The sequence below is a fragment of the Paenibacillus sp. HGF5 genome (assembly GCF_000204455.1).
Taxonomy (GTDB): Bacteria; Bacillota; Bacilli; order Paenibacillales; family Paenibacillaceae; genus Paenibacillus_AQ; species Paenibacillus_AQ lautus_A.
This window is the reverse complement of sequence record NZ_AEXS01000052.1, coordinates 32,667-57,147: the sequence shown is the minus strand read 5'-3', so window position 1 is coordinate 57,147 and position 24,481 is coordinate 32,667. Positions and strand designations below refer to the sequence as shown.

At 50.7% G+C, this 24,481-nt stretch carries 20 protein-coding genes and 1 other annotated feature; of the genes, 13 read left to right on the top strand and 7 right to left on the bottom strand.

Annotated features, from left to right (window positions below):
* Positions 1-468 precede the first annotated feature (468 nt).
* Complete coding sequence (locus HMPREF9412_RS08520) at positions 469-1,770, top strand: hypothetical protein (protein WP_009591031.1); 1,302 nt, start codon at positions 469-471, stop codon at positions 1,768-1,770.
* A 123-nt stretch (positions 1,771-1,893) separates the two neighbouring features.
* The gene (locus HMPREF9412_RS08515; RefSeq protein WP_009590985.1) at positions 1,894-3,375 is read left to right on the top strand and encodes a stalk domain-containing protein; all 1,482 of its coding nucleotides are present in this window, start codon (positions 1,894-1,896) and stop codon (positions 3,373-3,375) included.
* Positions 3,376-3,572: 197 nt separating this feature from the next.
* Here the strand turns inward: HMPREF9412_RS08515 and HMPREF9412_RS08510 are convergent, their stop codons facing one another.
* Positions 3,573-4,739, bottom strand: coding sequence for an MFS transporter (locus tag HMPREF9412_RS08510; protein ID WP_050802802.1), 1,167 nt, complete (start codon positions 4,737-4,739; stop codon positions 3,573-3,575).
* Between the two features lie 385 nt (positions 4,740-5,124).
* Here HMPREF9412_RS08510 and HMPREF9412_RS08505 point away from each other — a divergent pair, with 385 nt between their 5' ends.
* From HMPREF9412_RS08505 to HMPREF9412_RS08490, 4 genes are all read left to right on the top strand, one after another.
* Positions 5,125-5,706: a TetR/AcrR family transcriptional regulator gene (locus HMPREF9412_RS08505; RefSeq protein ID WP_009591005.1), complete on the top strand. Its 582-nt coding sequence runs from the start codon at positions 5,125-5,127 to the stop codon at positions 5,704-5,706.
* 91 nt (positions 5,707-5,797) lie between these two features.
* Positions 5,798-6,301, top strand: coding sequence for a GNAT family N-acetyltransferase (locus tag HMPREF9412_RS08500; protein ID WP_036671705.1), 504 nt, complete (start codon positions 5,798-5,800; stop codon positions 6,299-6,301).
* Positions 6,302-6,528: 227 nt separating this feature from the next.
* Complete coding sequence (locus tag HMPREF9412_RS08495; RefSeq protein WP_009591002.1) at positions 6,529-6,813, top strand: autorepressor SdpR family transcription factor; 285 nt, start codon at positions 6,529-6,531, stop codon at positions 6,811-6,813.
* Entirely contained in the window at positions 6,797-7,435 is a 639-nt protein-coding gene (locus HMPREF9412_RS08490; RefSeq protein WP_036671690.1) for an SdpI family protein, read from the top strand. The genes HMPREF9412_RS08495 and HMPREF9412_RS08490 overlap by 17 nt, the downstream gene beginning before the upstream one ends.
* 101 nt (positions 7,436-7,536) lie before the next feature.
* Here HMPREF9412_RS08490 and HMPREF9412_RS08485 read toward each other — a convergent pair whose 3' ends face one another.
* Positions 7,537-8,520, bottom strand: a complete 984-nt coding sequence (locus tag HMPREF9412_RS08485; RefSeq protein WP_009591027.1) for a glycoside hydrolase family 43 protein — start codon at positions 8,518-8,520, stop codon at positions 7,537-7,539.
* 168 nt (positions 8,521-8,688) lie between these two features.
* Here HMPREF9412_RS08485 and HMPREF9412_RS08480 point away from each other — a divergent pair, with 168 nt between their 5' ends.
* Together HMPREF9412_RS08480 and HMPREF9412_RS08475 are read left to right on the top strand one after the other, a co-directional pair.
* Positions 8,689-10,038 carry an aminotransferase-like domain-containing protein gene (locus HMPREF9412_RS08480; RefSeq protein WP_009591003.1) on the top strand — a complete coding sequence of 450 codons (1,350 nt, stop codon included), beginning with the start codon at positions 8,689-8,691 and terminating at the stop codon, positions 10,036-10,038.
* Positions 10,039-10,071: 33 nt separating this feature from the next.
* The gene (locus HMPREF9412_RS08475) at positions 10,072-10,446 is read left to right on the top strand and encodes a winged helix-turn-helix transcriptional regulator (protein WP_009591019.1); all 375 of its coding nucleotides are present in this window, start codon (positions 10,072-10,074) and stop codon (positions 10,444-10,446) included.
* A gap of 66 nt (positions 10,447-10,512) precedes the next feature.
* On the opposite strand, the gene HMPREF9412_RS08470 is transcribed toward HMPREF9412_RS08475, so the two are convergent.
* The 3 genes from HMPREF9412_RS08470 to mgtE all read right to left on the bottom strand — a co-directional run bounded on the left by HMPREF9412_RS08470 (position 10,513) and on the right by mgtE (position 13,988).
* Complete coding sequence (locus tag HMPREF9412_RS08470; protein WP_009591008.1) at positions 10,513-11,589, bottom strand: SDR family oxidoreductase; 1,077 nt, start codon at positions 11,587-11,589, stop codon at positions 10,513-10,515.
* Positions 11,590-11,859: 270 nt separating this feature from the next.
* Complete coding sequence (locus HMPREF9412_RS08465; RefSeq protein WP_009591020.1) at positions 11,860-12,456, bottom strand: DUF1349 domain-containing protein; 597 nt, start codon at positions 12,454-12,456, stop codon at positions 11,860-11,862.
* Positions 12,457-12,632: 176 nt separating this feature from the next.
* Positions 12,633-13,988 (bottom strand): magnesium transporter, encoded by a 1,356-nt coding sequence (gene mgtE, locus HMPREF9412_RS08460; protein ID WP_009590984.1) that lies wholly within the window; start codon positions 13,986-13,988, stop codon positions 12,633-12,635.
* 211 nt (positions 13,989-14,199) lie between these two features.
* Between mgtE and HMPREF9412_RS08455 the strand changes: the two genes are divergently transcribed.
* Both HMPREF9412_RS08455 and HMPREF9412_RS08450 read left to right on the top strand, forming a co-directional pair.
* On the top strand, positions 14,200-15,120 hold the full coding sequence (locus HMPREF9412_RS08455) for an aldo/keto reductase (RefSeq protein WP_009590994.1): 921 nt from the start codon (positions 14,200-14,202) through the stop codon (positions 15,118-15,120).
* A 211-nt stretch (positions 15,121-15,331) separates the two neighbouring features.
* Positions 15,332-16,288: a 3'-5' exoribonuclease YhaM family protein gene (locus HMPREF9412_RS08450; protein WP_009591032.1), complete on the top strand. Its 957-nt coding sequence runs from the start codon at positions 15,332-15,334 to the stop codon at positions 16,286-16,288.
* A 105-nt stretch (positions 16,289-16,393) separates the two neighbouring features.
* Here HMPREF9412_RS08450 and HMPREF9412_RS08445 read toward each other — a convergent pair whose 3' ends face one another.
* Positions 16,394-18,247, bottom strand: a complete 1,854-nt coding sequence (locus HMPREF9412_RS08445) for an alpha/beta fold hydrolase (protein ID WP_254664018.1) — start codon at positions 18,245-18,247, stop codon at positions 16,394-16,396.
* 75 nt (positions 18,248-18,322) lie between these two features.
* Positions 18,323-18,901 (bottom strand): TetR/AcrR family transcriptional regulator, encoded by a 579-nt coding sequence (locus tag HMPREF9412_RS08440; RefSeq protein ID WP_009591001.1) that lies wholly within the window; start codon positions 18,899-18,901, stop codon positions 18,323-18,325.
* Between the two features lie 541 nt (positions 18,902-19,442).
* On the opposite strand from HMPREF9412_RS08440, the gene HMPREF9412_RS08435 reads away from it, so the two are divergent.
* The 3 genes from HMPREF9412_RS08435 (at position 19,443) to HMPREF9412_RS08425 (ending at position 24,460) form a co-directional block, all read left to right on the top strand.
* On the top strand, positions 19,443-20,513 hold the full coding sequence (locus tag HMPREF9412_RS08435) for a bifunctional 3-deoxy-7-phosphoheptulonate synthase/chorismate mutase (RefSeq protein ID WP_009590992.1): 1,071 nt from the start codon (positions 19,443-19,445) through the stop codon (positions 20,511-20,513).
* Between the two features lie 80 nt (positions 20,514-20,593).
* Positions 20,594-20,823: a binding site (T-box leader), on the top strand.
* A gap of 103 nt (positions 20,824-20,926) precedes the next feature.
* Entirely contained in the window at positions 20,927-22,495 is a 1,569-nt protein-coding gene (locus HMPREF9412_RS08430) for a 2-isopropylmalate synthase (protein WP_009591029.1), read from the top strand.
* Positions 22,496-22,888: 393 nt separating this feature from the next.
* Positions 22,889-24,460 (top strand): extracellular solute-binding protein, encoded by a 1,572-nt coding sequence (locus tag HMPREF9412_RS08425; RefSeq protein ID WP_009590982.1) that lies wholly within the window; start codon positions 22,889-22,891, stop codon positions 24,458-24,460.
* Positions 24,461-24,481: the final 21 nt, after the last annotated feature.

Genomic DNA, 24,481 nt, shown 5'->3' with positions numbered 1-24,481 from the left:
TTTTGTACATCGTGCGCATCTCCCTGTGCGCACGATGCGTGGTTCGGGGCATGCTTGGATGGCTGGTCGGTCATATGCCTATCATGAAGCAACGCTATTTTCAGTAATACGCGTTTCCGTCGAATATGCGTATTCATAAATGCTAACGGATCTCGCCTTCTTTCTTGTAGTGATAGATCCCAAGGAGATAAGAGTGCTCCTTGTTGATATGGGAATGAAAAGAAAGCTATAGTTAATAGAGGAAATTCATGGCCATGAGAAAACAGGCCGGTCTCCAACTGAGGTGGACTTACCATAGAGTAGGGGCCGGTCTCCAGTTGAGTTGGACTTACCATAGAATCGGGACCGGTCTCCAGCTGAGGTGGACTTACCATAGAATAGGGGCCGGTCTCCAGTTGAGGTGGACTTACCATAGAATAGGAGCTAGGCTCCAACTGAGTAGACTTACTAGAATAAGGAGGGGAGCGCATGACAGAACGACTGCCATGCCGAAGCGAAGGATGTTCGGCAACGATATTGCCGGCAACCGCGGCCAAAACCGGCGGTTATTGCATGCCGTGCAAGCAGGAGATGGAGCGCGCAGAACGGCAGCGTTACATAGAACAGCACCGGAGAGATATCGACTTGTACGAGGGGATAACGGACCCGGTAGAGATCCTTAAGATCATGCATGCCCCGGTGAAGCGGGATCCATTCATCCGATATATTCCCTATCCTCTGAAAAGAGAAGAGGTATATTCCGCTTTATCTGCGGGTGATGCCGACCGCATGCTGAATGCAGCCCTTGAACTGCTGGAATCGGGCGATGAGGACACCTGCCAGGAGATTCTTGTGTCCTTGATTTGCTATCGGAACCGCTCGCTTGAAACCTGCATACCGATACTGCTGGAGCGGGGGATCTATTATCCCGGCATTTTGTTCAAAGATGCATCTGCCCATAGCCGCGACGAACTGCTTCAACAAGTGAAACAGGACAAGGATAACCGCAACCATCTGCTGTTGGCCTTGGCTTGGATCGGGGATGATCAGGTCGTGCGCCAATTTCAAGAATGGAGGTCCGATCCTCCATCTTGGGCGAAGGAGCTGTATGTCCCGCCTGAAGCTTATGCGCATGAGGGGGGCTGGGAGCTTGCGGAGAATAGGAGCAAACGCCGACTATTCTACCATGACAGCTACGCCATAGCGAAAATAGTGCCATCAGAAAGCACTTATGCAGCGGAACCCGAGCCCGCACAATTTTTGAAGGAGGATTCCACTTCCTGTCCATGGTGCGGAAACAGCCTGACCACTTTGGCGGATCTGGACATCAGCCATCCGAAGCTTCGATTCCTGGGGTTGTCCGGAGAGAGGCTTCGAGTGACCACCTGCGTGATCTGCAGTTGTTACGATACGATCTATATGGATGTAGATTTCCGCGGAAAATCCGAATGGAGCCAGACTAATATTAAACCGGAATATGTGCCTGAGCCTGATTCCGAGGAGGATGAGCGAAGCTTTGCGTCGGCGGGGCAATCCTTGCGGCTTGCGGACAACCCTCGCAGCAGCTATTATGCCGCCTATTGGGCGCTCGGGCCGGCGGTCTCGCAAATCGGCGGTTACCCGGCTTGGATCCAGGACGCCGTCTACCCTTCCTGCCCTTGCTGTTCCCGAAGCATGACATTCATCGGGCAGCTGGATTGGGAACAGGTCGAGGAGTACGGGGAAGGCATCTATTATATGTTCCTGTGCGCGGACTGCAAGGTCACGGCAACTTTATTCCAACAAACATAGGCTGAATCCAGCCATGTTTGAATAACGGCTTCCAGCTAAAAGCAGCGGGTATACTATTTTTTCCCTACCATCTATTGATATGGTATTATATACCATTATAGATCGAGAATGGAGGCCTCATTCGTGAAGAAATTCAATCGCAGGGTAGCTTATATGTTAGTGACGATCCTGTTAGCAGTTAATTGTACGGTGCTGGGCTCTGCAGGAGCAGCGGAAACAACGAATGGAGATTCCCACCCCATACCGGTAAGCGTGGCCGGGGGCAGCGGACATGGTGTTGCGGCATGGAGCGACGGCTCCGTGACCGCCTGGGGTTATAACAAGTCAGGTCAAGTAGGTGACGGGACCAGCATTCATCAATGGGTGCCCAAGCAAGTCGCGGGTCTGACTGATATTGTTCAGGTGGCGGCAGGCGATAATTCTTCAATTGCCTTGGACAAGAACGGGGACGTGTGGGCCTGGGGCGATTATTACTCGCCTTATATTAACGAGGATCCGTTGTTGCCTTTCCAAAAAAGGGGAGGGCTGATCAAGCTGGAAGGTCTTAAGGATGTAGCCAGCTTGTCTATTTCAAACCATGGTTCTGTCGCATTGCATAAGGATGGGTCTGCGACGATATGGAGTCCGACGTTTGGTCCGAATGATCATTTAAAGATGACGGTAAAATATTTCCCTATCAAGGGAGTCACGAATGCAAAAACAATAGTGGTCGCCGGACACGAGGCCCTGATTCTCGGTAAAGACGGCAGCGTCGATATGTTAACGGTATATAATAGCTTCTACGACCGGTTCCGCCTGGAACGCGAGTTTCGCGAAGTTAAACCGCTGGTTGCTTCCTCCATTACCGGAATCGCCGCGCATTGGTATGACGTGTTTCTGCTGCATGAGAACGGAACGGTGCTGCGGTGGAATGTGAATACGAAGCAGCAAGCGCCTGCTGCGGTGAAGGGATTAAACGATATCCAAGAGATAAGGACGGGGGCCAACCGTTTATTTATGCTTAAAAACGACGGCACGGTCTGGCAGTGGAATTACAACGATCCGACGGCAAAGCCTTTTCGAGTGAAAGGTCTGACAGGTATAACGGCACTTTGGGGAAGCAAGGGATATACCGGTTATGCAACCAATCAGGACGGCAAGGTGCTGGCTTGGGGAGAAGAGAAATATCAAGGCAGCGGCTCGCCTAACGAGAACGATGGGAATCCGGTCATGGTACAGCCTCCTTTATCTTGGACGGTAAACGGACAAACGGTTAGCTTCTACGGTTCTTCCGCCATGGTGAAAGGCAAGCTGTATGTACCGTATACTAGCGTATTTGAAGCCCTGGGGATCAAAGTGAAGCGCGGACAGTCCAATCCGGATCCGAAACACGGAAATCAGCGGTTTCCGGTATGGTCTTTCTCTTATGGCGGAAATACCGTATCCATTAAATCCAGTGATCCCGCCGTTGTATTGGTGAACGGGAAGGTGACGCGAGATGATGCAAGCGTTCCATTCCTGGCGAATTCGACCATGTTTCCGTTGGAGTTGATCACATCAAAGCTTAGCATTCCGATGTCCTGGAATAAGACGACAGGCGAAGTGATCCTGGGGAAAACGCCATAAGAATAGGATGAAGGCACGCCCAAACGGCGTGTCTTTCGTTATTTTGAGGAACTGCATCCATAGGAACTGTATCCATAACAATAAATAGAGAATTTTATATTGACGTATGGGCTGGAAGCTCGCCGCTGTTCGTGGATATTCTAAAAGATCGCCACCCCGTTTCCGAGGGAAGCGATCTTTAGTAGTTTGAATTACTATCAGTGGGCAGCACCTTTAGCGCCTTTGGTCACAGCCCAAAAAATGAGAGCAACAGTGCTGACGGAGGCCCCGAGCACGCATACCCCATGCCAGCCGAAGTGTGCGTAAATATGGGTTGAAGAAATGGAACCGGCAGCACTCCCGATGGAATAGAACATCATGTAGCCGCCAACAATCCGACTGCGCGCCTTCGGCCGCAATGCAAAAATCATGCTCTGATTCGTGACATGCACGGCCTGTACCGCCAAGTCCAACAGAATAATGCCAATGACCAAGGCGAACAGGGACCGTTCCGTGTAGCCGATGGGCAGCCATGACAGCAATAGCAGGAACAATGCAATTCCCGTCGTTCGCTGTCCATCACCTCGATCGGCCAGCTTACCGGCCTTTGCTGCAGCCAATGCCCCTACGACGCCCACGAGGCCGAACGCCCCGATAGCCGAGTGCGAAAGGGATAGCGGCGGCGAGCTAAGAGGCAGTACCAATGGGGTCCACAACATGCTGAAAGCCGTAAAAATCAGCATAGCCAACACAGCGCGGATGCGTAATAGCCGTTCTTGCAGGAACAACATCCATACCGATTTAAGCAGTTGAGCATAAGAAAGAGTCTTTACCTTGTGCGCAGCATTTGGCAGCACCTTATATAATGCGTAAACCATGAGCAGCATCAACGCAGCCGAAACCAAATAAACGAAGCGCCATCCTGCAAGATCCTTCAGGATACCGGAAACGGTTCGCGCAAGAAGGATCCCGATCACAATTCCGCTGGTTACCATGCCGACGACACGCCCTCTTTCGGCAGGGGCAGCCATAGCTGCCGCGAATGCCACGATGGTCTGCGTCACAACGGCAAGCAGTCCCACCAAAGCCAAGCCTGCGAAGAGCATCGCACCAGAGGAAGCAGTACCAACGATAACCAGAGCTGCTGCGGAGATCGTCATCTGACCGATAATCAATCGGCGCTGGTTCAGTAAATCTCCCAGAGGCACGAGCAGCAGCAGTCCGAATGCATAGAAAACCTGCGTGACAGTAATTACAATGCCGATGATGGAATAATCCATGTTGAACTCGTTTGACAGCTGATCGAGCAGCGGCTGTGCAAAGTAGATGTTAGCAACCGACATACCGCAGGCAATCGCAAACAATAGCGTCACGTAACGAGTCATTGGAGCAGCATTAACGCATTCAGACGAACTTGGCGCCCCCTGTGACGTAACAGCCCCCGTTTCGTTACGGGCCGCTTTTTTATCCAGCATCCTCTCCATTTTCATGCATCCAATCCTTTCGTTTTTTTGTGTACCGATCGGTATATTAAAATCATCGATAAATATATCCCACAATGACAATTCATGTCAATACGTTTATTGAAATGATTTAAAATTATGCTTAGAGGTGTTGATATAAATGTAAAAATCGGATGTTCGGTGTTTGACAAAAGCATTCGTAGATCTTAAAATTATTTTACTGATTGGTAATGAAATTAAACTATTTGCTTACCACCTGTGATCATCGAGCTTCCTTTAAATCTAAAGTAACGAGAGGTAATTAACGATGGGACGAGTCCGCGAATTTGATGAAGAGAAGGTATTGGATGCCGCCATGCAGCTGTTTTGGGAGAAGGGATATGAGGCTACTTCATTAACCGATTTGACCTCCAGAATGGGTATTCAGCGGCCCAGTATTTACGCTGCGTTCGGAGACAAAAAAGAACTGTTCGAAACCGCGCTGCGCAAATACACGAGAGGGCATGCTTCCGAGGTGCGAACCAGGCTGCAAAATCATCGATCGGTCAGGGAGGCGTTTCGAGCCTTTTTTGAGAATGTAGTGGATGAGGAATACGCCGAAAGCCGCAGCCGCGGATGTTTTTGCATTAATACGATGGTCGAGCTTGCGCCTCATGATGAGAAATTTGAAATTCTGACAAGGGAACATCAGATGTACCTGGCGGTCATCTTCCAGGAAACCATTGAGCGGGGCATACAATCGGGCGAGCTTGCGAAGGGCACGGACGCCAAAGCTTTATCGCAAGCGCTCATCGTATCCTTGATTGGGCTGACCGTGATGTTGAAATCCCGTCCGGAGCGCTCTTTCGTAAACAATACGATAGAGGTGACTCTTACATTGCTTAAATAGGATGCTTTCGAGGGTTATGCTTACGAGTTGTTGCTGCCGTCCAACCATAGTAAACTGTTCTAAAAAAACAATAGTAGGTGTTTCGATGCATATGAACATACGGACAGGACGGACAGAGGACCTTCAGGAAATCATGGCTTTGATTGCACGCTGCGTAACGGTCATGCAGGCTGGAGGCAGCGATCAATGGGATGATCAATATCCGAACCGGGAGGTAATCGGTGAGGATTTACAGCGCGAAACGTTGTTTGCGGCTGAAGGGGAAGGCCGCATTTTAGGGATCGTTGTTCTCGACGAATCGCAGGCAGAACAGTACCAAACCATTAGCTGGAAGCAGGACGAGGGACCGCATCTTATGATGCATCGCCTTGCCGTCGATCCGGAAGCATACGGGCAGGGCATCGCGCGAACATTGGTAGCTTTCTCCGAAGTGTATGGGGCGCGCCAGGGTTACCGAAGCCTACGACTGGACACCTATGCCAAGAATACGGCTGCGCTTAAGCTGTATCAAGGCTTAGGTTATGACCTGCGGGGAGAAGTGAATTTCCCGGATAGAGCGGCAAGCTTTCCGGTATTTGAGAAGGTGCTTGGATAAACAGGCCGTGGAGCAAGCCTGCTATGGATCAGCGCGTAACGCGGGTCCGTGGCGGGCTTTTGTTGTTTATAGGCAAACAATAATTACGTCCATGGCGATGGGGTTTGTCGGGATGCCCATTTTGCATTCTATTTAGAATTTTTTCAAAATAGGTATTGCAATTGGATGCAGGCATAAGCGATAATGTATTTAGATGAAATTCTAAATAGAAATATGGGTGATGCACATTGGGGTTTCCGGAAACATTCAAGGCGTTATCTGATCCGGTGAGACGGGACATCCTGGTTATGCTCAAACGCGGCAAAATGTCAGCCGGAGAGATCGGTCAGCATTTCAATATGACCGGGGCGACCATCTCGTATCATCTGTCGCAGCTGAAGAAGGCCGGACTGATATTTGAAACAAAATATAAAAATTATATTTACTATGAGATCAACGTATCCGTCTTCGAAGAAATCATGCTGTGGTTTTCACAATTTAACGGGGGGAAACAAGATGAGGAAAAAGAATAGTTCGATGCTGGTTATAACAACGCTGATATGCTTGCTGCCGATTATTTTATCGATGACGCTGTACAATCAATTGCCTGATCAGGTGGCGGTTCACTGGGACGCGGCGGGCAACCCGGATAATTATGTGCCTAAGGCGGTTGCGGCGTTTGTGCTTCCGTTGATTACGGCGGTTATTAACGTCATTGTCAATGTGGGGCTTAACAACGATCCTAAGAAAATGAACGCTGCCCCGGTTTTAAGAACAATGGGTCTATGGCTCATCCCCGCACTGTCTCTCATTCTCATGCCAATCACGCTGTTCAAGGCTATGGGGGCCGAGCTGCCGATCCAGACGATTGCACCGGCTCTAGTGGGCATGCTGCTCGTGATCACCGGCAATTATTTGCCGAAGAGCAAACAGAACTATACGGTGGGCATCAAGCTGCCTTGGACGCTGAACAGCCAGGATAATTGGAATAAAACGCATCGTTTTGCCGGGTACCTGTGGATGGCAGGCGGAGCGTTCATGATCCTGACGGCGTTTCTGAAGGTGAACCTTGCCATCGCCATCGTCCCTGTCATTATTCTGATCGCGGCGGCTCCGGCGATTTACTCTTTTTCTTTGTTTAAAAAGGGCGTGTAACGGACAGGGCTGCAACGCATGAATAATATCGCGAACGGCAACAAGCTGACTCCATAATGTGGGTCAGCTTGTTTATTTTACGGGATAGCGCTTGCGACGGCTTATTTGCCGTACGGGTCAATCGTCTGGATGGTGCCGTCCTCGTTGTAGGTCAGCTCGGTGAATTTGACGCTGCGTTTGTTGTCTGCACCGCCGGACAGGGAGCTGTCATGGTAGAAGAGATACCATTTATCCTGGAATTGAACGATGGAGTGATGGGTCGTCCAGCCGATAACGGGTGTCAGAACCGTGCCCTTGAACTCAAAAGGGCCCGTCGGACTTTCACTCGTGGCATAGACGATTTTGTGCGTTGATCCGGTGGAGTACGATAGATAGTAGATGCCTTTGTATTTATGGACCCAAGGACCTTCAAAATATCTTCGCTCCTCATCCCCTGCAACGATCGGGCTGCCCTTCTCATCAACGATGGAAATTTCCCGGGGCGCCTCTTTAAAAGTAAGCATGTCGTCGCTCAGCTCAGCGACCCGCGGTCCGATGGCAGGCGCATCTGCCGCAGGTCCCTCCGCATCCGGAATGTGCGAACCGGTCTGCCATTGTTCCAGCTGTCCGCCCCAGAGACCGCCGAAGTAAATATAAGCCCGGTTATCGTCGTCCACGAATACGGCAGGGTCGATGCTGTAGCTGCCCGGAATGTAATGGGGCTCCGGCTTGAATGGACCGGAAGGCGAAGAGCTTGTAGCTACGCCAAGACGGAAAATATCGTCATGATCCCTGGCGGGGAAATATAAATAGTAAGTGTCGTTCTTGAAGGCAGCATCCGGTGCCCACATTTGCTTCTTCGCCCATGGTACATCCTTCACATGAAGGGCTTCGCCATGGTCCACGCATGGAGCATTCACATCCTCCATCGAGAGAACGTGGTAGTCCTCCATGTCATATTGGTCGCCGTTATCATTGGACGTGTTCTCGTGATCCAGGTCATGGGATGGATAAATATAAATTTTGCCCTCGAATACGTGGGCGGAAGGGTCTGCGGTATAGATATGGGTTACGATCGGTTCGTTAGGCTGTACGGGCTTGGTCATCACATTTCCTCCTTGAATCATTGCATTGTAAGCGCTTGTATTTATTTTATCAGACGCTTTCCACTCAAAAAACCTAATAAAATTAGGTTTTTCACCTAAAAATATTAGATCTTTTGGGATAAAGGGGAGTCGGATATAATCAAGCATAGAAAAGACAGGAGGTGCATGATGCAAAAATACTTGTCCATTCTCTCGGAGCTGGAAACCAAAATTTCGGAAGGAGAGTATCGTCCGGGACAAAAGCTGCCTTCCGTGCGGCGTGCGGCAGCCATGTACGGATGCAGCATCAGCACCGTACTACGGGCATACGCCGAGCTGGAGAAACGGCATGCGATTTATTCCGTATCCCAGAGCGGGTATTATGTGGTGGACCGTCCGAAATCGGAGGAGGACGGGAGCGTATATACGATGATCGATTTTTCTTCGGCCTCCCCTGACGTGAATGTATTCCCGTATTTGGATTTTCAACATTGCCTGAACAAGGCGATTGATACCTATAAATATGAGCTGTTTACGTATGGCGATACGCAAGGGATGGAGAAGCTTCGCCATACCCTGGTCTCTCACCTGGCCGGAAATCAGGTGTTCACTACCGCTGAGAGAACCATGGTCACGGCAGGCGCTCAGCAGGCGCTCGAGATCTTGGCGAAAATGCCGTTCCCTGGCGGAAAGTCCATCATTCTGGTGGAACAGCCCAGCTACAATAACTACCTGAAGTTTCTGGAGAGCGAGGGATTCCCCGTTATCGGAATCGCGCGCACGGCAGCAGGCATCGATCTGCAGGCTTTAGAGGAGCAATTCCGAACCGGACGCATTAAATTTTTCTATACGATGCCGAGATATCATAACCCGCTGGGCACTTCCTACGGCACCGAGCAGAGGAAGGCCATTGCAAACCTGGCGACCCGATATCGCGTTTATATTGTGGAAGACGACTATATGGCCGAATTAGGCGAAGAACGGGGATACGATCCAATCTATGCTTACAACAGATCCTCGCACGTGGTGTATCTGAAGAGCTTCTCGAAGATCATTTTTCCCGGACTGCGATTAGGGGCCGTCGTCCTGCCGGAACGATTGCTCGAAACGTTCCATGCCTACAAAAGTTACGGGGATACGTCCCTGCTGTCCCAAGCGGCACTCGAAATTTATATCAGCAACGGGATGTACGAGCGGCATAAACAGAAAATTTACAGCCAGTACCACACACGTATGCAAGCTCTGAACGCTGCGGTGCGGAAGTTCGAGGGGACCGGGTTCATTGAAGCCGTGCCCGGCGACGGCGGTATATATCAGCTGTTTAAGCTGCCCCAGACCGTAAACCTGGAGCGGTTGATCAGGCGGCTGAAGGAACGGAACGTTCATGTGGTGTCCGGCAAGCTGTTTTATCTGTCCGACTATCTGATGCGCGAGAAGTTTATACGTATCAGCATTTCCAGAGCTCGATTGGACCAGATCGAGGAAGGGGTTCGTGTTATAGTGGAAGAAGTAAAGCGGGAGATCGGAAATCTGTGGTAATGCCATATCGTGTAACGAAGGAGCGAGGCTTGCATGGAGTCTAAAGAAAAAGTGTACAACACGGCGGTCGAAGCTACGCTGGAGGTCATTGGCGGAAAGTGGAAACCGGTCATTCTCTTTCATCTTACTTTCGGTAAAAGGCGAAATAGCGAATTTTTAAGCCTGATTCCCCAGATCACGCAGAAAATGCTGACACAGCATCTGCGGGAGCTGGAAGAGGAGGGCGTTATAGTACGCAAAACGTACAATCAGGTTCCACCCAAGGTGGAGTATGAACTGAGCGAGTATGGCTGGAGCCTGAAGGAGATTCTTCATCTGATGTGCCGATGGGGAGATGCGCATATCGAGCGAAAATACGGCGAGTCCGCAACCGTGCGGGAAAAGCCCGCGCTTGAAGAAACGTATTAACCTGCAGGAGAAGAGCCGGCTATTCCTCTTATAGTCGGCTCTTCGTCATGCAGGTTGCGCGTTCGCTTAGGGAATGACTTTACGCCGCCGGAGTTCGTCAAAGATGTTCATGAACATGGCCTCGGTATCGACATACTCATGAAACCCGAAGCGGCGGGCCTTCGAGCCGTCTGCAAAGAAATCATAATCCCAGGAGAACACGAAATCACCGAACTTCCAGGATGAAACCTCTTCATAATCGTGTTTCGCAAGCCCATGCTTATCAATCATGCGATTCCAAACCGGCTCTTTATCCGCCATGACCGTTTCCAGATTCATCTGCAGGGGCGGCGCGGTTTCCATCTCAAAATACGATGCGATCTTCGGCCACAATTCGTTCCAGCGGAACAGGTCCCCGTTCGTAATATTGAAGGCTTGATTGGCGCAGCGTTCATCGGTCGCTGCCCAAACGGTCGCCTTCGCGAGCAGATCGGCATCGGTCATCTCCAGCAGGCTGTGATAGGCTCCCGGCTTACCTGGAAAACGCAGAGGAATGCCGAGCTCTTTCGAAATCGAGGCATAGACGGCAATGACCATCGCCAGATTCATCGGGTTTCCAAGGGCGAATCCGCTGACAACGGAGGGGCGGAGCGCGGACCAGGTCCAGGCTTTGCCTTGCTGCCGTTCCTCCAGGAAGTTCTGCTGATCCACATTGAATTCCGGCGGCATATGATTCGCATCCGTCTCCCGGGCTGGCGTCTTGAATGGACCGAGATGTGCGCCGTATACCTTATAGCCCTGCATCAGGCTGACATGCTGCAGATTGTCGGCAATGGGCTCGATGGCTTCCACGACATGAACGAGCATGGCCAGATTCGGCGCGACGAGTTCGGCCCATGTTGGCCGGTCCTGATAGGCTGCGTAGAAGATATGCGTTACTTCGGTCAAGGAGCTTAATTTGGCGATCGTATCCTCCCGATCAAGCAGGTCGGCGGAGATATAACGTACGCGGTTCGTGGATTCCCCGCCTCGGCGCGATACGCCGATGATATCCCAGCCTTGAAGCGTCGCAAGGTACTCGATGAGGTTGCGGCCGATCACCCCGTTGGCCCCTACAACCAAAGCCGTTTTTTGCGAATGATGTGAACGTTGATCTGTATTCATATAAGTTCATCTCCTAACGTCATGTTCTTGATTAATGTCATTTTGCACGTTAGGATTCGGCTTGAGAAGTACGCACTTTGAAGTGATGTAATTACTTTTTGGTAACGTTTAAGCAGTACCCGCCCTTTTTAACTAAGGAAATATTCGAACTGCATTTATTGAGGACAAGAACTTGCAACTTGTGTCCTTATCAATAGCCGTATAATCTGCTAAGTGTAGGGCACGATTTACGTCCGTAAACCAAAAAAAGAAGCAGCTCATGAGCTGCTTCTAAAACCTGCTTTCCTCATCGGATTCTGATAATAACAAAGACAGAAATTGGACTCGGCAGCCTGCTCCCATCGGTGATTGAGCGACCACACCCGCAGTAAAAGGAACCGGGGCCTCCATTCCGAAGTATCGAATCAATTTCCAAACTTCACCGTCGGATGAGTAGTAAAAGGAGATCGTTTTGTCTTTCTTCGTCATTTTCAAATAAGGATTGCTGACGAATACACGCTCAGAATTACAGTCATCCGACACGCCGTTCCGAGTAACAACGGACACGATGGTAGCATGCTCACCATTGAATTCATAACATAGCTTGGCCCAATTGTTCTCGTCTGCCATCAACATCAAGCACCCGGAATCATATAAATGGTGCATGTCTACCTGAAGCTGCGTTATTAGCTGGAATGTTGAATCAACCTGAAGATGAAGATAGGGAGCAGAATGAGCAATATGTTTTCCTGCAGGGTCTTTGAAAAAATCAGCTTTCGATGGAGCATCCATGATGAGCCTGTCATCTGTCGTAAACTCCCAATGTCCAGGTTCATGAAGCCACATTAGTTTCTCTCTTGCTTCAGGATGAAATAAATTTTTACTCATCGCCATTTCTCCTCTTTTACGTATATGATAACCCGGATAACATCAATTGCAAACTTTTTCCTCATCATCCCATAAGACCCAGCCGGTTTCTCAACTGGCGGATCCCCAAAAAAAGACCTCCGGGAAATACCCGGAAGTCTTTTCAACGAAAAGGATTGATAATCTCAAGTGCTCCGCTAGATATAGGCAAGAAACAGGGTAGCGATGCCAAAGTAGATAACAAGCGAGAGAATATCGTTAATGGTTGTAATCAGTGGACCGGAAGCCACAGCCGGATCGATCTTGAATTTGAACAGAATGAGGGGGATGATGGTGCCGGCCATCGTGCCCACGATCAGCGTGGCAATCAACGAGCTTCCGACCACAAGCCCTAAATAGAGGTTGCCCTGCCAGAAATATGCGATCAGAGAAATCAGAATGCCGCACGTCACCCCGATCATCAGCCCGACCTTCAGCTCCCTGGCTAACAGCCGGAACACCAGCGATTTGGTCATTTCTTTGGTGGTCAAGCCTCTTACAATGACAGCAAGCGACTGCGTTCCGGTATTTCCGGTCATTCCTGCAATCATGGGCATGAAGAAGGCCAGCGCCACAACCTGTGCCAGCGTCTCTTCAAATCGGGAAATGATCGTTCCCGAGATCAGCCCGATGAATAAGAGGAGGATCAACCACGGCAATCTCCGGTAGGCGGCAACGGTTGCTTTGGTGTTGAAGTCGATGGTTTTGCCACCGGTAGCGTTCATTTTCCGAATGTCCTCATCGGCTTCCTTAATGACGACGTCCAGGATATCGTCAACCGTAATGATCCCTACAAGACGGTTGTCCTGTTCAACGACGGGGATGGCGACCAAATCGTATTTTTGGATCATGTACGCGACTTCCTCCTGATCGGCATCCACGGGCACGGACAGCACCCGGCTGTGCATGATGTCCACGATATATTCCTCCGGCTCGGCCAAGATGAGTCCCCGGTATGACACCACGCCCATCAGTTTCTTGTCATGATCAATGACGTACAGATAGTTGATGGTTTCCGAAATGGAGACGTAGGTTTTCAGCTTCTGGACCACCTCCGAGACGGTGTAATGCTGGGGGATCCACACATAACGGTTCGTCATGATTCGGCCGGCGGTTTCCGGCGGGTATTTCATCAGGTTCAGGACAAATTGGGATTCCTCGTCCCGCATTCCCTTGAGAAATTCGTCCTTCTGCTCGGGTGACAGCTCGTCCAGCAGAATGGCCAGGTCGTCGTTATCCATCAAGTCCAGGATGATGGCCGTTCTTTCTTTGCCCAGCCTGCCCAGAACTTCGATTTGCCGGTCATGCTCCATTTCCTGAATCATGTCGGCCAGTTGTTCCTCGTTCAGAAACTGCAGAAAGCGGGTTTGTTCCGTGTCGGTCAGGTGACTATGTATTTTTGCCAGGTCATAAGGAAGAAATTCGTCGATGATTCGCTGAAAATCATTTGACGTCTTTGCCTTTAGACTCTCTGTAATGTCAGGGATCCATTGCTCCAGTGTCCGGGAATTCACTCGGGGATTCCTCCTTTCTTGTTCCGATCCATTAACGAAATGATTACGTATTATAGGGTTCACCATAACGACTTGTTGTTAAACAGCATGGATACGGCGAGTGCATGAAAAAAGGATGGATGAACGAAAAAAGAATCCTCGGCAAGAGTTGCAAACGCTTGCATTTTACAATAAGATATAGGCGCACAAATTCATGAGTAGGGGTGAGTATATGAAATACAGACGTCTCGGGAAAACTAATCTGAAAGTATCGGTAGTCGGAGTGGGAACCTGGCAGTTTGGCGGTGATTGGGGGAAGGATTTCAACCAAAAGGAAGTCGATGCCATCTTGACGCATGCCAAGGAGCTGGGCATTAATTTGCTGGATACAGCCGAATGTTACGGGCCTCATCATATGTCCGAGAATTTCATCGGTGATTTCTTGGCGCGCGACCAGCGCGAGGATTGGGTCATTGCCTCCAAGTTTGGCCATCGATGGCATGAGCAATGGGAGAATGCTTGGGATGCGAAGCAGATCCGAATTCAGCTGGAGGAATCACTTAAAGCGCTTCGTACCGATTATATCGACCTGTATCAATTCCATTCCGGCTCGGATGACGTGTTCAACAATGATGAGATGTGGACGATGCTGGACAAGCAGGTTCAGGCGGGAACCATCCGAAATCTGGGCATATCCATCGGAAGCAATAGAAATATCTATCAAACCGACAAGGCGGCGGAGGTGAATGCCAAAGCCATCCAAGTCGTGTATAACCGTCTCGATCAGGCGCCGGAGGAAGAGGTTCTCCCTTCATGTTTGAAGCAGGATCTTGGCGTATTGGCGCGAGTTCCGCTTGCGAGCGGCTACTTAAGCGGAAAATACAAGCCTGGAACGGTGTTCAGCGACAATGTGCGCAAGAACCGTGACCAGGATGAGATCAACGCCAAGCTGAAGCTTGTGGAGGAGATCAAGCAGAATGAAGTGCCGGAGGGCGTGAATATGGCCGAGTGGGCCTTGGCCTGGTGCTTGAAGCATCCCGCCGTCAGCTGCGTCATTCCCGGCTGCAAGAGCGTGGAACAGGTGGAGATGAACGCGAAGGCCGTGGAGCTGGATTTGGTGCAGGACGACCATCCGGGAGCCTGGAAATCTTAATACCCGCCATGATTCGAATGCGAATAGGGCGATAGCAGAAAAAGCACCCGCGGGTGCTTTTTCTTGTGTCATCCCTATCCTGCCTGCGAGCCGGCAACCGTCCGCTTCGCAGGCAGGAATCTGCGATTTTACAGAGCTGGTATAGGGTAATAGACTCATTGTACGGGACTTTGTTATAGTAAACGTAACGGGATTTTTTGGGGAGGAACAGATGAAACCTATTAATAAACTCAGCATACAAGATGATTTTGTCGGTTTTTATTTGTTAAAAGAATTGAACATGAGACAGACCAACGGCACGCCGCCGAAAGACTATTTCGATATTGTTCTCGCGGATGCCAGCGGTCAAATATCGGCCAAGTACTGGGATGTGACAATACAGGATAAAGAAACGTTCCTGCCGATGCAATTGGTCAAAATCCAGGGAACCGTACTGAGCTACCGGGACCAGCCTCAAGTCAAGATCAGCCGTATCCGCAAGGCAACCGATGCGGATGGCGTCTCGTTAACGGATTTTGTGAGGGCGGCGCCCATTCGCCCCGTGGATCTGTTACATACGATCAAACTTACGATGAACGAGATTACGGAGCCGCAGGTGCGAAGCATCGTACAGTATTGCGTGTCGAAGGTAGAAGAGAAGCTGATGCATTATCCGGCTGCCAAAACCTATCATCATGCCTATTACGCCGGGCTGGCTTACCATATCGTCCGCATGCTGGAGATTGGCGATTTTATCTGCAAGCAGCGGCCGTTTCTGAATCCGGATTTGATCAGGGCAGGCATTATCCTGCATGATATCGCGAAGCCGGAAGAGATGATCGCACAAATGGGCATCGTAACGGATTACAGCAACCAGGGCAAGCTGATTGGGCATATTGCCCTGGCGTCCAACTGGATCGTGGAGGCGGCAATCGAGAGCGACATCGCGCTTGAATCCGAAGTGGTGTTGGGCTTGCAGCATCTGGTGCTTTCCCATCATAACCTCGGAGAGTGGGGCAGCCCGGTTCAGCCGCAAACCGCCGAGGCCGTCGCGCTGCATCATATCGACCTGCTGGACGCCAAGCTGCAGATGGTAGAGGACGCCCTGGATACGACGCTTGAAACGGAGCCATGGACGCCGATGATCCGCGGCCTGGATAATAAAGCGATTTATCGGTTGAAGGTATGAGTTACTGTGATTAAAAAAGGCAGCCCCAGGATCAGTCGATCTTGGGGTTGCCTTTGCAGCGGTTTTTCAGAGGACTGGGATCTAGGAGCGGCATTTTAGTGAGCCCTAAATGCCCAATTGACGTAGATATTTCGCTGTTTCTTCCGGATGCGAAATCGGGAAGTTGTGGGCGGCCGGAATCTCCAGCGTACGCATGGAGCGAAAAGACTCTGGCAGCCGGTACACCCGATCCTGGGTACCCCACAGGATCGAAATCCCATCCTTTCGCAGTGACATATTCTGCGAAAGGCGGAAGCTCTTTGCGCGCGACAATGCAGAGAAGGTCTCCGCAGTCGTCTTCCGCACACGCGGTGACTGCAGCTCTTCCAGCACATAAGTGACATACGCCGGCGGTATGTCACTTAAGTCTGTAAAGCAGCTCTGCGCCAACAGCTGCTTCTTGAGACCGGGTGCGCGCAGCCTGCGAAGCGCAGCCTCGGTCAGGAGTGGGCTCCGGTACATCTTCGGAGCGCGGTGCAGGACAGGTTGCAGCAGGTGCAGCCTGCGGATCCGTTCCGGTACGCGCGCGTAGACGTGGGCAGCCAGCAGGCCGCCCAGCGAATGGCCGATGAGCGTAACCGGGGTGTCGATAGAACGAATCGCCTCTACGAGCGATTCGATGTGGCCTTCGAGGACGTTCCGCCCATGGTGATAGGGCGAACGTCCGAAGCCTGGGAGATCGACCAGACAAACGGTCGATTCCAGGAACTGCTCGGCAAGCGGCAGCAGGCAATCTGCACTGCTTAACGTGCCATGCACGAAGACGATGGTATTCGCTGCGGCAGTACCATTATACCTGGTTCCGTTTCGCTCCAGGGTAGCCAAGGGACCTCTTTTCCCACGCACTAATCCATCTGTAACTACTTGTGAATGTACAAGACGAAAATCGAGATCTGCGATAGTGGCGGGCATGATCGAGGTATTCACGGTATGAGCCAGACCGTATCGATGTTGGACTTCACGAGCGGCGGCCAGGGGATATGCTTCATCCGTTTTGACAATAAAATCGAGAGACTCCTTCGGAATCCCCAGCTTCCGGCCGACGGGACTGTCAAGCACCTTGGATAGTATTCGAGGCGAGACGGAGCCCACCGGTTTACCCACACGAAGCTCTTTCGTAATGACTGTTACGAGCTCCGTCATCGACGGACTGCCATTCTTCTCATCCAGCAAATAGTAAGTCCCGTTAACCGGAAGAGCCTCACGGGCAAGGGCGCCTATGAAGGCGGCGACATGATCCACATGAACGAGCGGCAGCCAATGTGAGGATCCTCCAGGGACGATGCCCATCATTTTGCGCGCTGCAGATTTCACGAGAATGCCCAGCCCCCCGGTTTGCACAGTTTCGCCGTGCTTCGAGCTGCCAATGACGACACTTGGGTGGACGACGGAGAGTGAAAAGCCTGCCCGCTTGGCAACTTGACGAATGCGCAAATCGGCAAGGAACTTCATCCTCTCGTAAGGCGGCTGTTGTCCTAAGTGATCGATAATAGAATCCGGTGAATGGATGTTATCGTCGGTAAAGGGACTTTTGAATCCAACGAGATGAATAAAATGCCGTAACCCCTTGTATTTATGAATTTCTTCGGCTATGCCGAGCATTTCCTCCGCCGCCTGTAAGAAGACTGCACGTGCTTCGTCCTCGCCCAGCAAAATATCCATAGGCCCCCCTGCATGAATGATCACATCTGCCTTCTGCACCATAAGCCGGTCAGGCGCGCTCAATCCAAGGTGGGGTGCACTCAAGTCTCCGATGATGGGGGTTATTCGTCCCGCGTGTTCACGTCCTAACCCCATTTGCTTACACACTTGCTCCCACTTTGCATGGGATCGTACAAGTGCATGGATTATATGATTTTCTTTGGAAATCGCAAGCTCCTTTAATGCATACCTACCGATAAATCCTGTACTACCTGTCATAAAAATGTGTGCCATCAGCAGCACCTGCTTCCATTTAATCTTAGTACTGATCAGTACTAATCGAGGATAAAAAAATTACTTTAGCAATAACGCTAAAGTGGGAAGAGACTGCTCCAACAGGGTTGAGTCTTCACTCGCATGTTGCAGGAATAATCCGCCTTCAATCGCCGCGACGATGAATTGTGCAGTGGATCTGGCCGATAAATCGGCTTTGAATTCTTGTTTTTGTATCCCTTCAAGAATTAATTGTTCCATGATGTCGATTTGATCACGGAAAAACCGGCTGACCTTTTCGCGGATTATTGGAGCATCCTGCGGCATCTGTGTATATAGGGTGATAAAGGGGCACCCGCCTAAACATTCCAACTCTTGGTGTGTCAGCATACGAAGGATAGCCTTGAAACGTTCTTGCACAGTTAAACTCGACCGTTCGCAAATATCGTGAATCATTTCCGAATAGGATTGTATGAGTTGATCCATGATAGCGGACAACAGGTCTTCCTTGCTTTTGAAATAATAATAAATGTTCGTCTTGGACACTTTGCTCGACGTTACAATATCATCCATGCTGGTCGCGAGATAACCTTTTGACAGGAATAACGTGGTTGCGACTTGAAGGACAATATCACGGTTACTGGGTTTATATTTTATCATATTAGAACTATACGGTACTAAAAAACTTTGTCAAACCACGACTTTGATTTTGGAAATGATATTGCAGCGATTTGATTCAGTGCATCCCAATACAGAGGCCCGTAACACAAAGAAGCACAAATTCTCAACCTGATGAACAAGAGCATTCCACAAGTGTAAAAATAATAAAACTCTTGCAATTTCAATCCGGGGTGTAATACAATGCTTCTTAATTAACCAACACGATATGTTATAACAAGCGATGATGGAAAGAGTAAGCGAAAGAACGTTCCTGACAGGAAAGGGCAGCCACCGACTGAGAGCGCCCGGGTGAAGGTTCTCCGCCGAAGTTCATTCCGGAGCTGGTATTCTGATCGTTTGCATGTTTCGTGCAAGCCGTAGGTTTACCCGTAACCCTTGCGTTAAGAGGTTCAAGTGAGATGTGCTTGCTGTATTTTTCGCATATCTAATAAGGGTGGTACCACGACTCCTCGTCCCTTTCCGGGCGGGGGGTCTTTTTGTTTTATATATACCAGAAAAAAATGCGAGGGAGAGATTCTAGATGAGTCAAGGACGTTTGGAGCAATTGAGATCGGAGCTTGATACCGTCAATCTTCAGCTGCTGGAGCTGCTGTCGGAGCGGGCGCGGATCGCCAAGGAAATCGGTCAGGAGAAAGTGAAGCAGGGAGTGCCTGATTTCGATCCGGTACGCGAGAAAAAAATGCTGGATACTCTGGTGGAGCATAACCAAGGTCCTTTCGATAATGAGACGGTTCGTCATTTGTTTAAACAGATTTTCCAGGCATCCTTGAAGCTGCAGCAGGTCGATCACAAGAAGCATTTGCTGGTGAGCCGGAAGAAGAAGCAGGAGGATACGCTGATTCAGCTGGGCAGCACCATCATTGGCGGCGGCACGCCGGTCATGATCGCAGGACCATGTTCCGTTGAGAGTTATGAGCAAGTGCGCCAGGTTGCGGCTGCCCTTAAGGAAGCGGGCATAACCGTCATGCGCGGAGGAGCGTTCAAGCCGAGAACATCGCCTTACGATTTTCAGGGCTTGGGCGTGGAAGGCCTGAAAATTCTGAAGGAAGTGGCGTCCGAGTTCGGGCTGAAGACGATCAGCGAAATCGTGGATCCTGCCCATATCGAGCTTGCGTGCGAATACATTGACGTCATTCAGATCGGTGCGCGGAACATGCAGAACTTCGAGCTGTTGAAAGCGGCGGGGGATGTCCAAACGCCGGTGCTGCTGAAACGCGGTCTCGCGGCTACGATCGATGAGTTCGTGCACGCTGCGGAGTACATCGTGTCCCGCGGCAATACGCAGGTCATGCTCATTGAACGCGGCATTCGGACGTACGAGAAGGCAACGAGAAACACCTTGGACATCTCGGCGGTGCCGATCCTGAAACAAGAAACGCATCTGCCGGTGCTGGTGGACGTGACGCATTCCACGGGCCGCAAAGACATTCTGGCCCCTTGTGCCAGAGCGGCTCTCGCTGCAGGAGCGGACGGCGTGATGGTAGAAGTTCATCCCGATCCGGCTACGGCGTTATCCGATGCGGCGCAGCAGCTGAATATTCCGGAATTCCATGATTTCCTGGCGAATGTGAAAAAGTCCGGATTGCTGTAAACCATGCATTCTTTGCCTTTGGAAGATAAAGGGTTGACAAAACGCTAATCTTTCCTTAAGATAATTATCAAAATTCATATCGAAATGTTTTGATTAGAAATAGTAAAAGCGAAATGACTTTTCAGAGAGCCGTTGGCAGGTGTGAAACGGTAACGTCGTTCCCTTTGAACTCGTCTATGAACAGCTGCCTGATCATGTAGGGTTAGCCGGAGTTCCACCGTTACAGGGATAGATGGTGATGGCCATCGAAGAAGATCATTTTGCATAAAATGAATTAGAGTGGTACCGCGGGTTCAACCTCGCCTCTATACGTAGAGGCGGGGTTTTTTTGTTGGTTAAATTCCGGGTTTAACCAACCCCGCTTGATATAAATGAACGAAAATGAACAATCGATTATCGAGGAGGAATAGCAAATGGAACGCAACATTATCGTATTGGACACAACCTTGCGCGACGGAGAACAGGTTCCGGGCGCCAAATTGAACGTACAGCAAAAAATCGAGTTTGCGCAACAGCTGAAGCGGTTGAACGTCGATATTATCGAGGCGGGCTTTCCCGCGTCTTCGGCTGGGGATTTTCAAGCGGTTCAGGAAATCGCCCGAACCGTAGGCGATAGCGTCTCCATTACTGCGCTTGCACGCGCGGTGAAGAGCGATATCGATGCCGTATATGAAAGCATTAAGCTTGCACAAAATCCGCTGATTCATATCGTGCTTGGCACCTCGAACATTCATGTGGAGAAGAAATTCAACCGCTCCAAGGATGCGGTGCTCCAGATGGGCGTTGATGCGGTGAAGTATGCCAAAACGCTGCTGCCTAACGTCCAATATTCGACGGAAGATGCCTCCAGGTCCGATTTTGAATATCTGTGGAAAACGATCGAGGCCGTGGTAAAGGCCGGGGCAACGATGATTAACGTGCCGGACACGGTCGGTTATGCCGTGCCGGACGAATTCGGCGAATTGATCCGCAAAATCAACGAGCGCCTGAAGAATCTGAACGACCAGGTTATTCTCAGCGTTCACTGTCATAACGATCTCGGGCTTGCTACGGCGAATACGCTCAGCGCGGTGAGAAATGGTGCCCAGAAAGTAGAATGCACGATTAATGGTTTAGGGGAGCGCGCAGGAAACACATCGCTTGAAGAAGTGGTTATGGGACTCAAAGTCCGGGAGAATCACTTTAAGGCCTCCACCAATATCCGGCTCAAGGAGCTGATACGAACTTCCAGGCTGCTGACGCATTTGACGGGCCTGGATGTGCAGGTGAACAAGGCGATTACGGGCGAGAATGCATTCGCGCACTCTTCCGGCATTCACCAGGACGGATTGCTGAAGGATAAACAGGTCTATGAAATTATGTCGCCGGAGGAAGTCGGCGCCGACAGCATGGAGCTGATCCTGACGGCGCGTTCGGGACGGCATGCGTTCAAGAACGCGGTGGAGAAGCTGGGCTTCGAGACGGGCGAAGGCGAAGATTTTGAAGCGCTGTTCGCAAAATTCCTGCTGCTGGCCGATGCCAAGAAGGAAGTATATGACCATGACGTCTTTTATCTGGTAACCCAGCACCGCACCCATGAAGAAGTCAGCAGCCATCTGTACGAGCTGGACTCCTTCCAGGTTGTCACCAATGATCTGTATCCGACGGCAACCGTCAAGCTGAAGAAAGGCAGCGAGACGTTCAGGGACAGTATGGTGGGGGATGGTCCGATCGATGCGCTGTACAGTGCCATTAAAACATTGGTCGGTTTGGACGTGCAATTGAAGGATTACAAAATCAACAGTCTGTCGAGAGGAAAAGAAGCCATCGGCCGGGTGAACATCCGTATCGAATACCAGGGCAAAATCTATTCCGGGCGCGCGATGGATACGGATATTATCAAGGCCAGCGCGCTTGCATTTCTTAACGGGATCAACGCGGTATTGCTTGATGCCGGCCACGATTCGCAGGCGCGGGCGCAAGCGCCGGTGAGTGCACGATAATTATGCCATCGTAAAGTTCCAGATGGTTGGTTACGATCGGGCTGTCCGATAGCTTTAAAAGAAAGCCTCCGGCGGGAACATATATGAAGGAACCGACTTCGCAGGAAGTCGGTTCTTTTTGCGCGTTGGGGAAGGAGCGTTGATAACAGCGTTCCGATCCGGGCATATAACGGCCAGCATAGGAAAACACAGGCGAGCTGAAAAAAGTACATGTCAATCGACAGGATATGAGTGATATTATGAAAGCGTTTTATAACTGAAAGCGATACTCTTCGGGGGTGGCGGGCTTTCCGACTTCATTAAAAGCTGGGCAGACTCGAAATCCGGGCAGTCATGTAGAAGCAGAAGCAACTTGATAGGCAATCTGCGAGAATAGGGAAGGAAGCGATGTGGATGAGAAGAAAATGGAGTTTTATTTTGATGAGTGCGCTAATCGCCTTAACGGCAGTCGGCTGTAACGGTGCCAAGGAAGCGGATGGAGGGAAAGCCGGTACGTCCGGGGCCGCGGCCGATGACAGGCTGTCCTTTACGATGTCCATGGCAACCAGCGGAAACAAACACGCCGAGCGTTCGAAGGATGTGAACGAGGAGAGATGGGTGAAGGAGCTTGAGAAGCTGACCCATACGGACATTCATCTGACGATGCTTCCGCTGAAGGATTTCGATAGCAAAATGACGCTGATGTTCGCTTCCAATGATATTCCTGACGTTGTCCAGAACGTGGGAGGGGCCACGAGCAAGGGGATGTCCGGTTCCGTAGAGGCCGGCGTATTCATGCCGCTTGACGATTTGCTGAAGGAGCATGCGCCGAACCTGATGAAGAGCGTGCCGAAGGAAGCGTGGCAGGAGACCAGCTATGACGGCAAAATATACGGAATCCCGGCCTGGCTGTCCAATCCGTCCCGGCGGGCGTTGTTCATCCGTACCGATCTGCTGGAGAAAACCGGTCTTCCGTCGCCCAAGACGGTGGACGAGTTTTTGGACGTGATGCGTGCGATGAAGAAGGAAGGCGTGGAATTCCCGTATCAGATGCGCGAGAATTTTAAATATGCGGATACGATATTAGGCGCTTTTGATGTGCTGCCGTCCCAGTTTGAGCTGCAGAACGGGGAGGTCGTCCCCAAGTTCTTCGACGTGGAGAATATGACGAAGGCGCTGGAGACCTATAAGACCATGTACGACGAAGGCTTGATTCCGAAGGATTTTGCAACCCTGACGTCCAGTGACTACGGCAAAAACAACGAGAGCGGCAAATCGGGCATGTGGTCGGCCAACGCGCAGCTGCTCGCGGAATACCGCGGCAAGCTGAAGAACGCCGTGCCGGAGGCTAAGCTGGACATCATTCCTGCGCCGAAAGGACCTGAGAACGTCGGAGGCCATCTGCTATACTCCAGCATTAATACGTCTTACTACATTAACAGCAAGGTGTCGGAGGAAAAGGCGATCGGCATCATCAAGTTTTTCGATTGGATGCTGACGCCGGAGGCGGAAACGTACTTCTCGTTCGGGATTGAAGGCGAAACCTATACGAATGAGAACGGAACGATAAAGTTCACGGCGCCGACTACGCCGGAGGCCATGGATGAGGACCGCTTCCGCGCCATGTTCTGGTTTGTGCACGATATGGTGTATAACAAGGCAAGAGAAGAGCTGACGGATGACGGGCGGAATATGATCAAGTATATGGATACCGTGGTCTTTAAGGAAGGACTCGGATCGATACGCTTCTCGCCTGCGCTGGATGCGTATTCTAAATATCCGGATGCCGCGCCGCAGGGCGATGACGTGGGCCCGAAGCTGGTTCTCGATCATATGATCAAAATGATCTATGGCAGGGAACCGATCTCGGACTGGCCGAAAGTGATCGAGGAATATAAGAAAAAAGGCGGCCTTGAAATCATCAAGGAAGCGACCGACCGTTACAACGAAGGGAAGGGCGTCGTCGTTTCGGAAAATCGAAAGTAGGCGATTTTTGAAGCGAAGGAG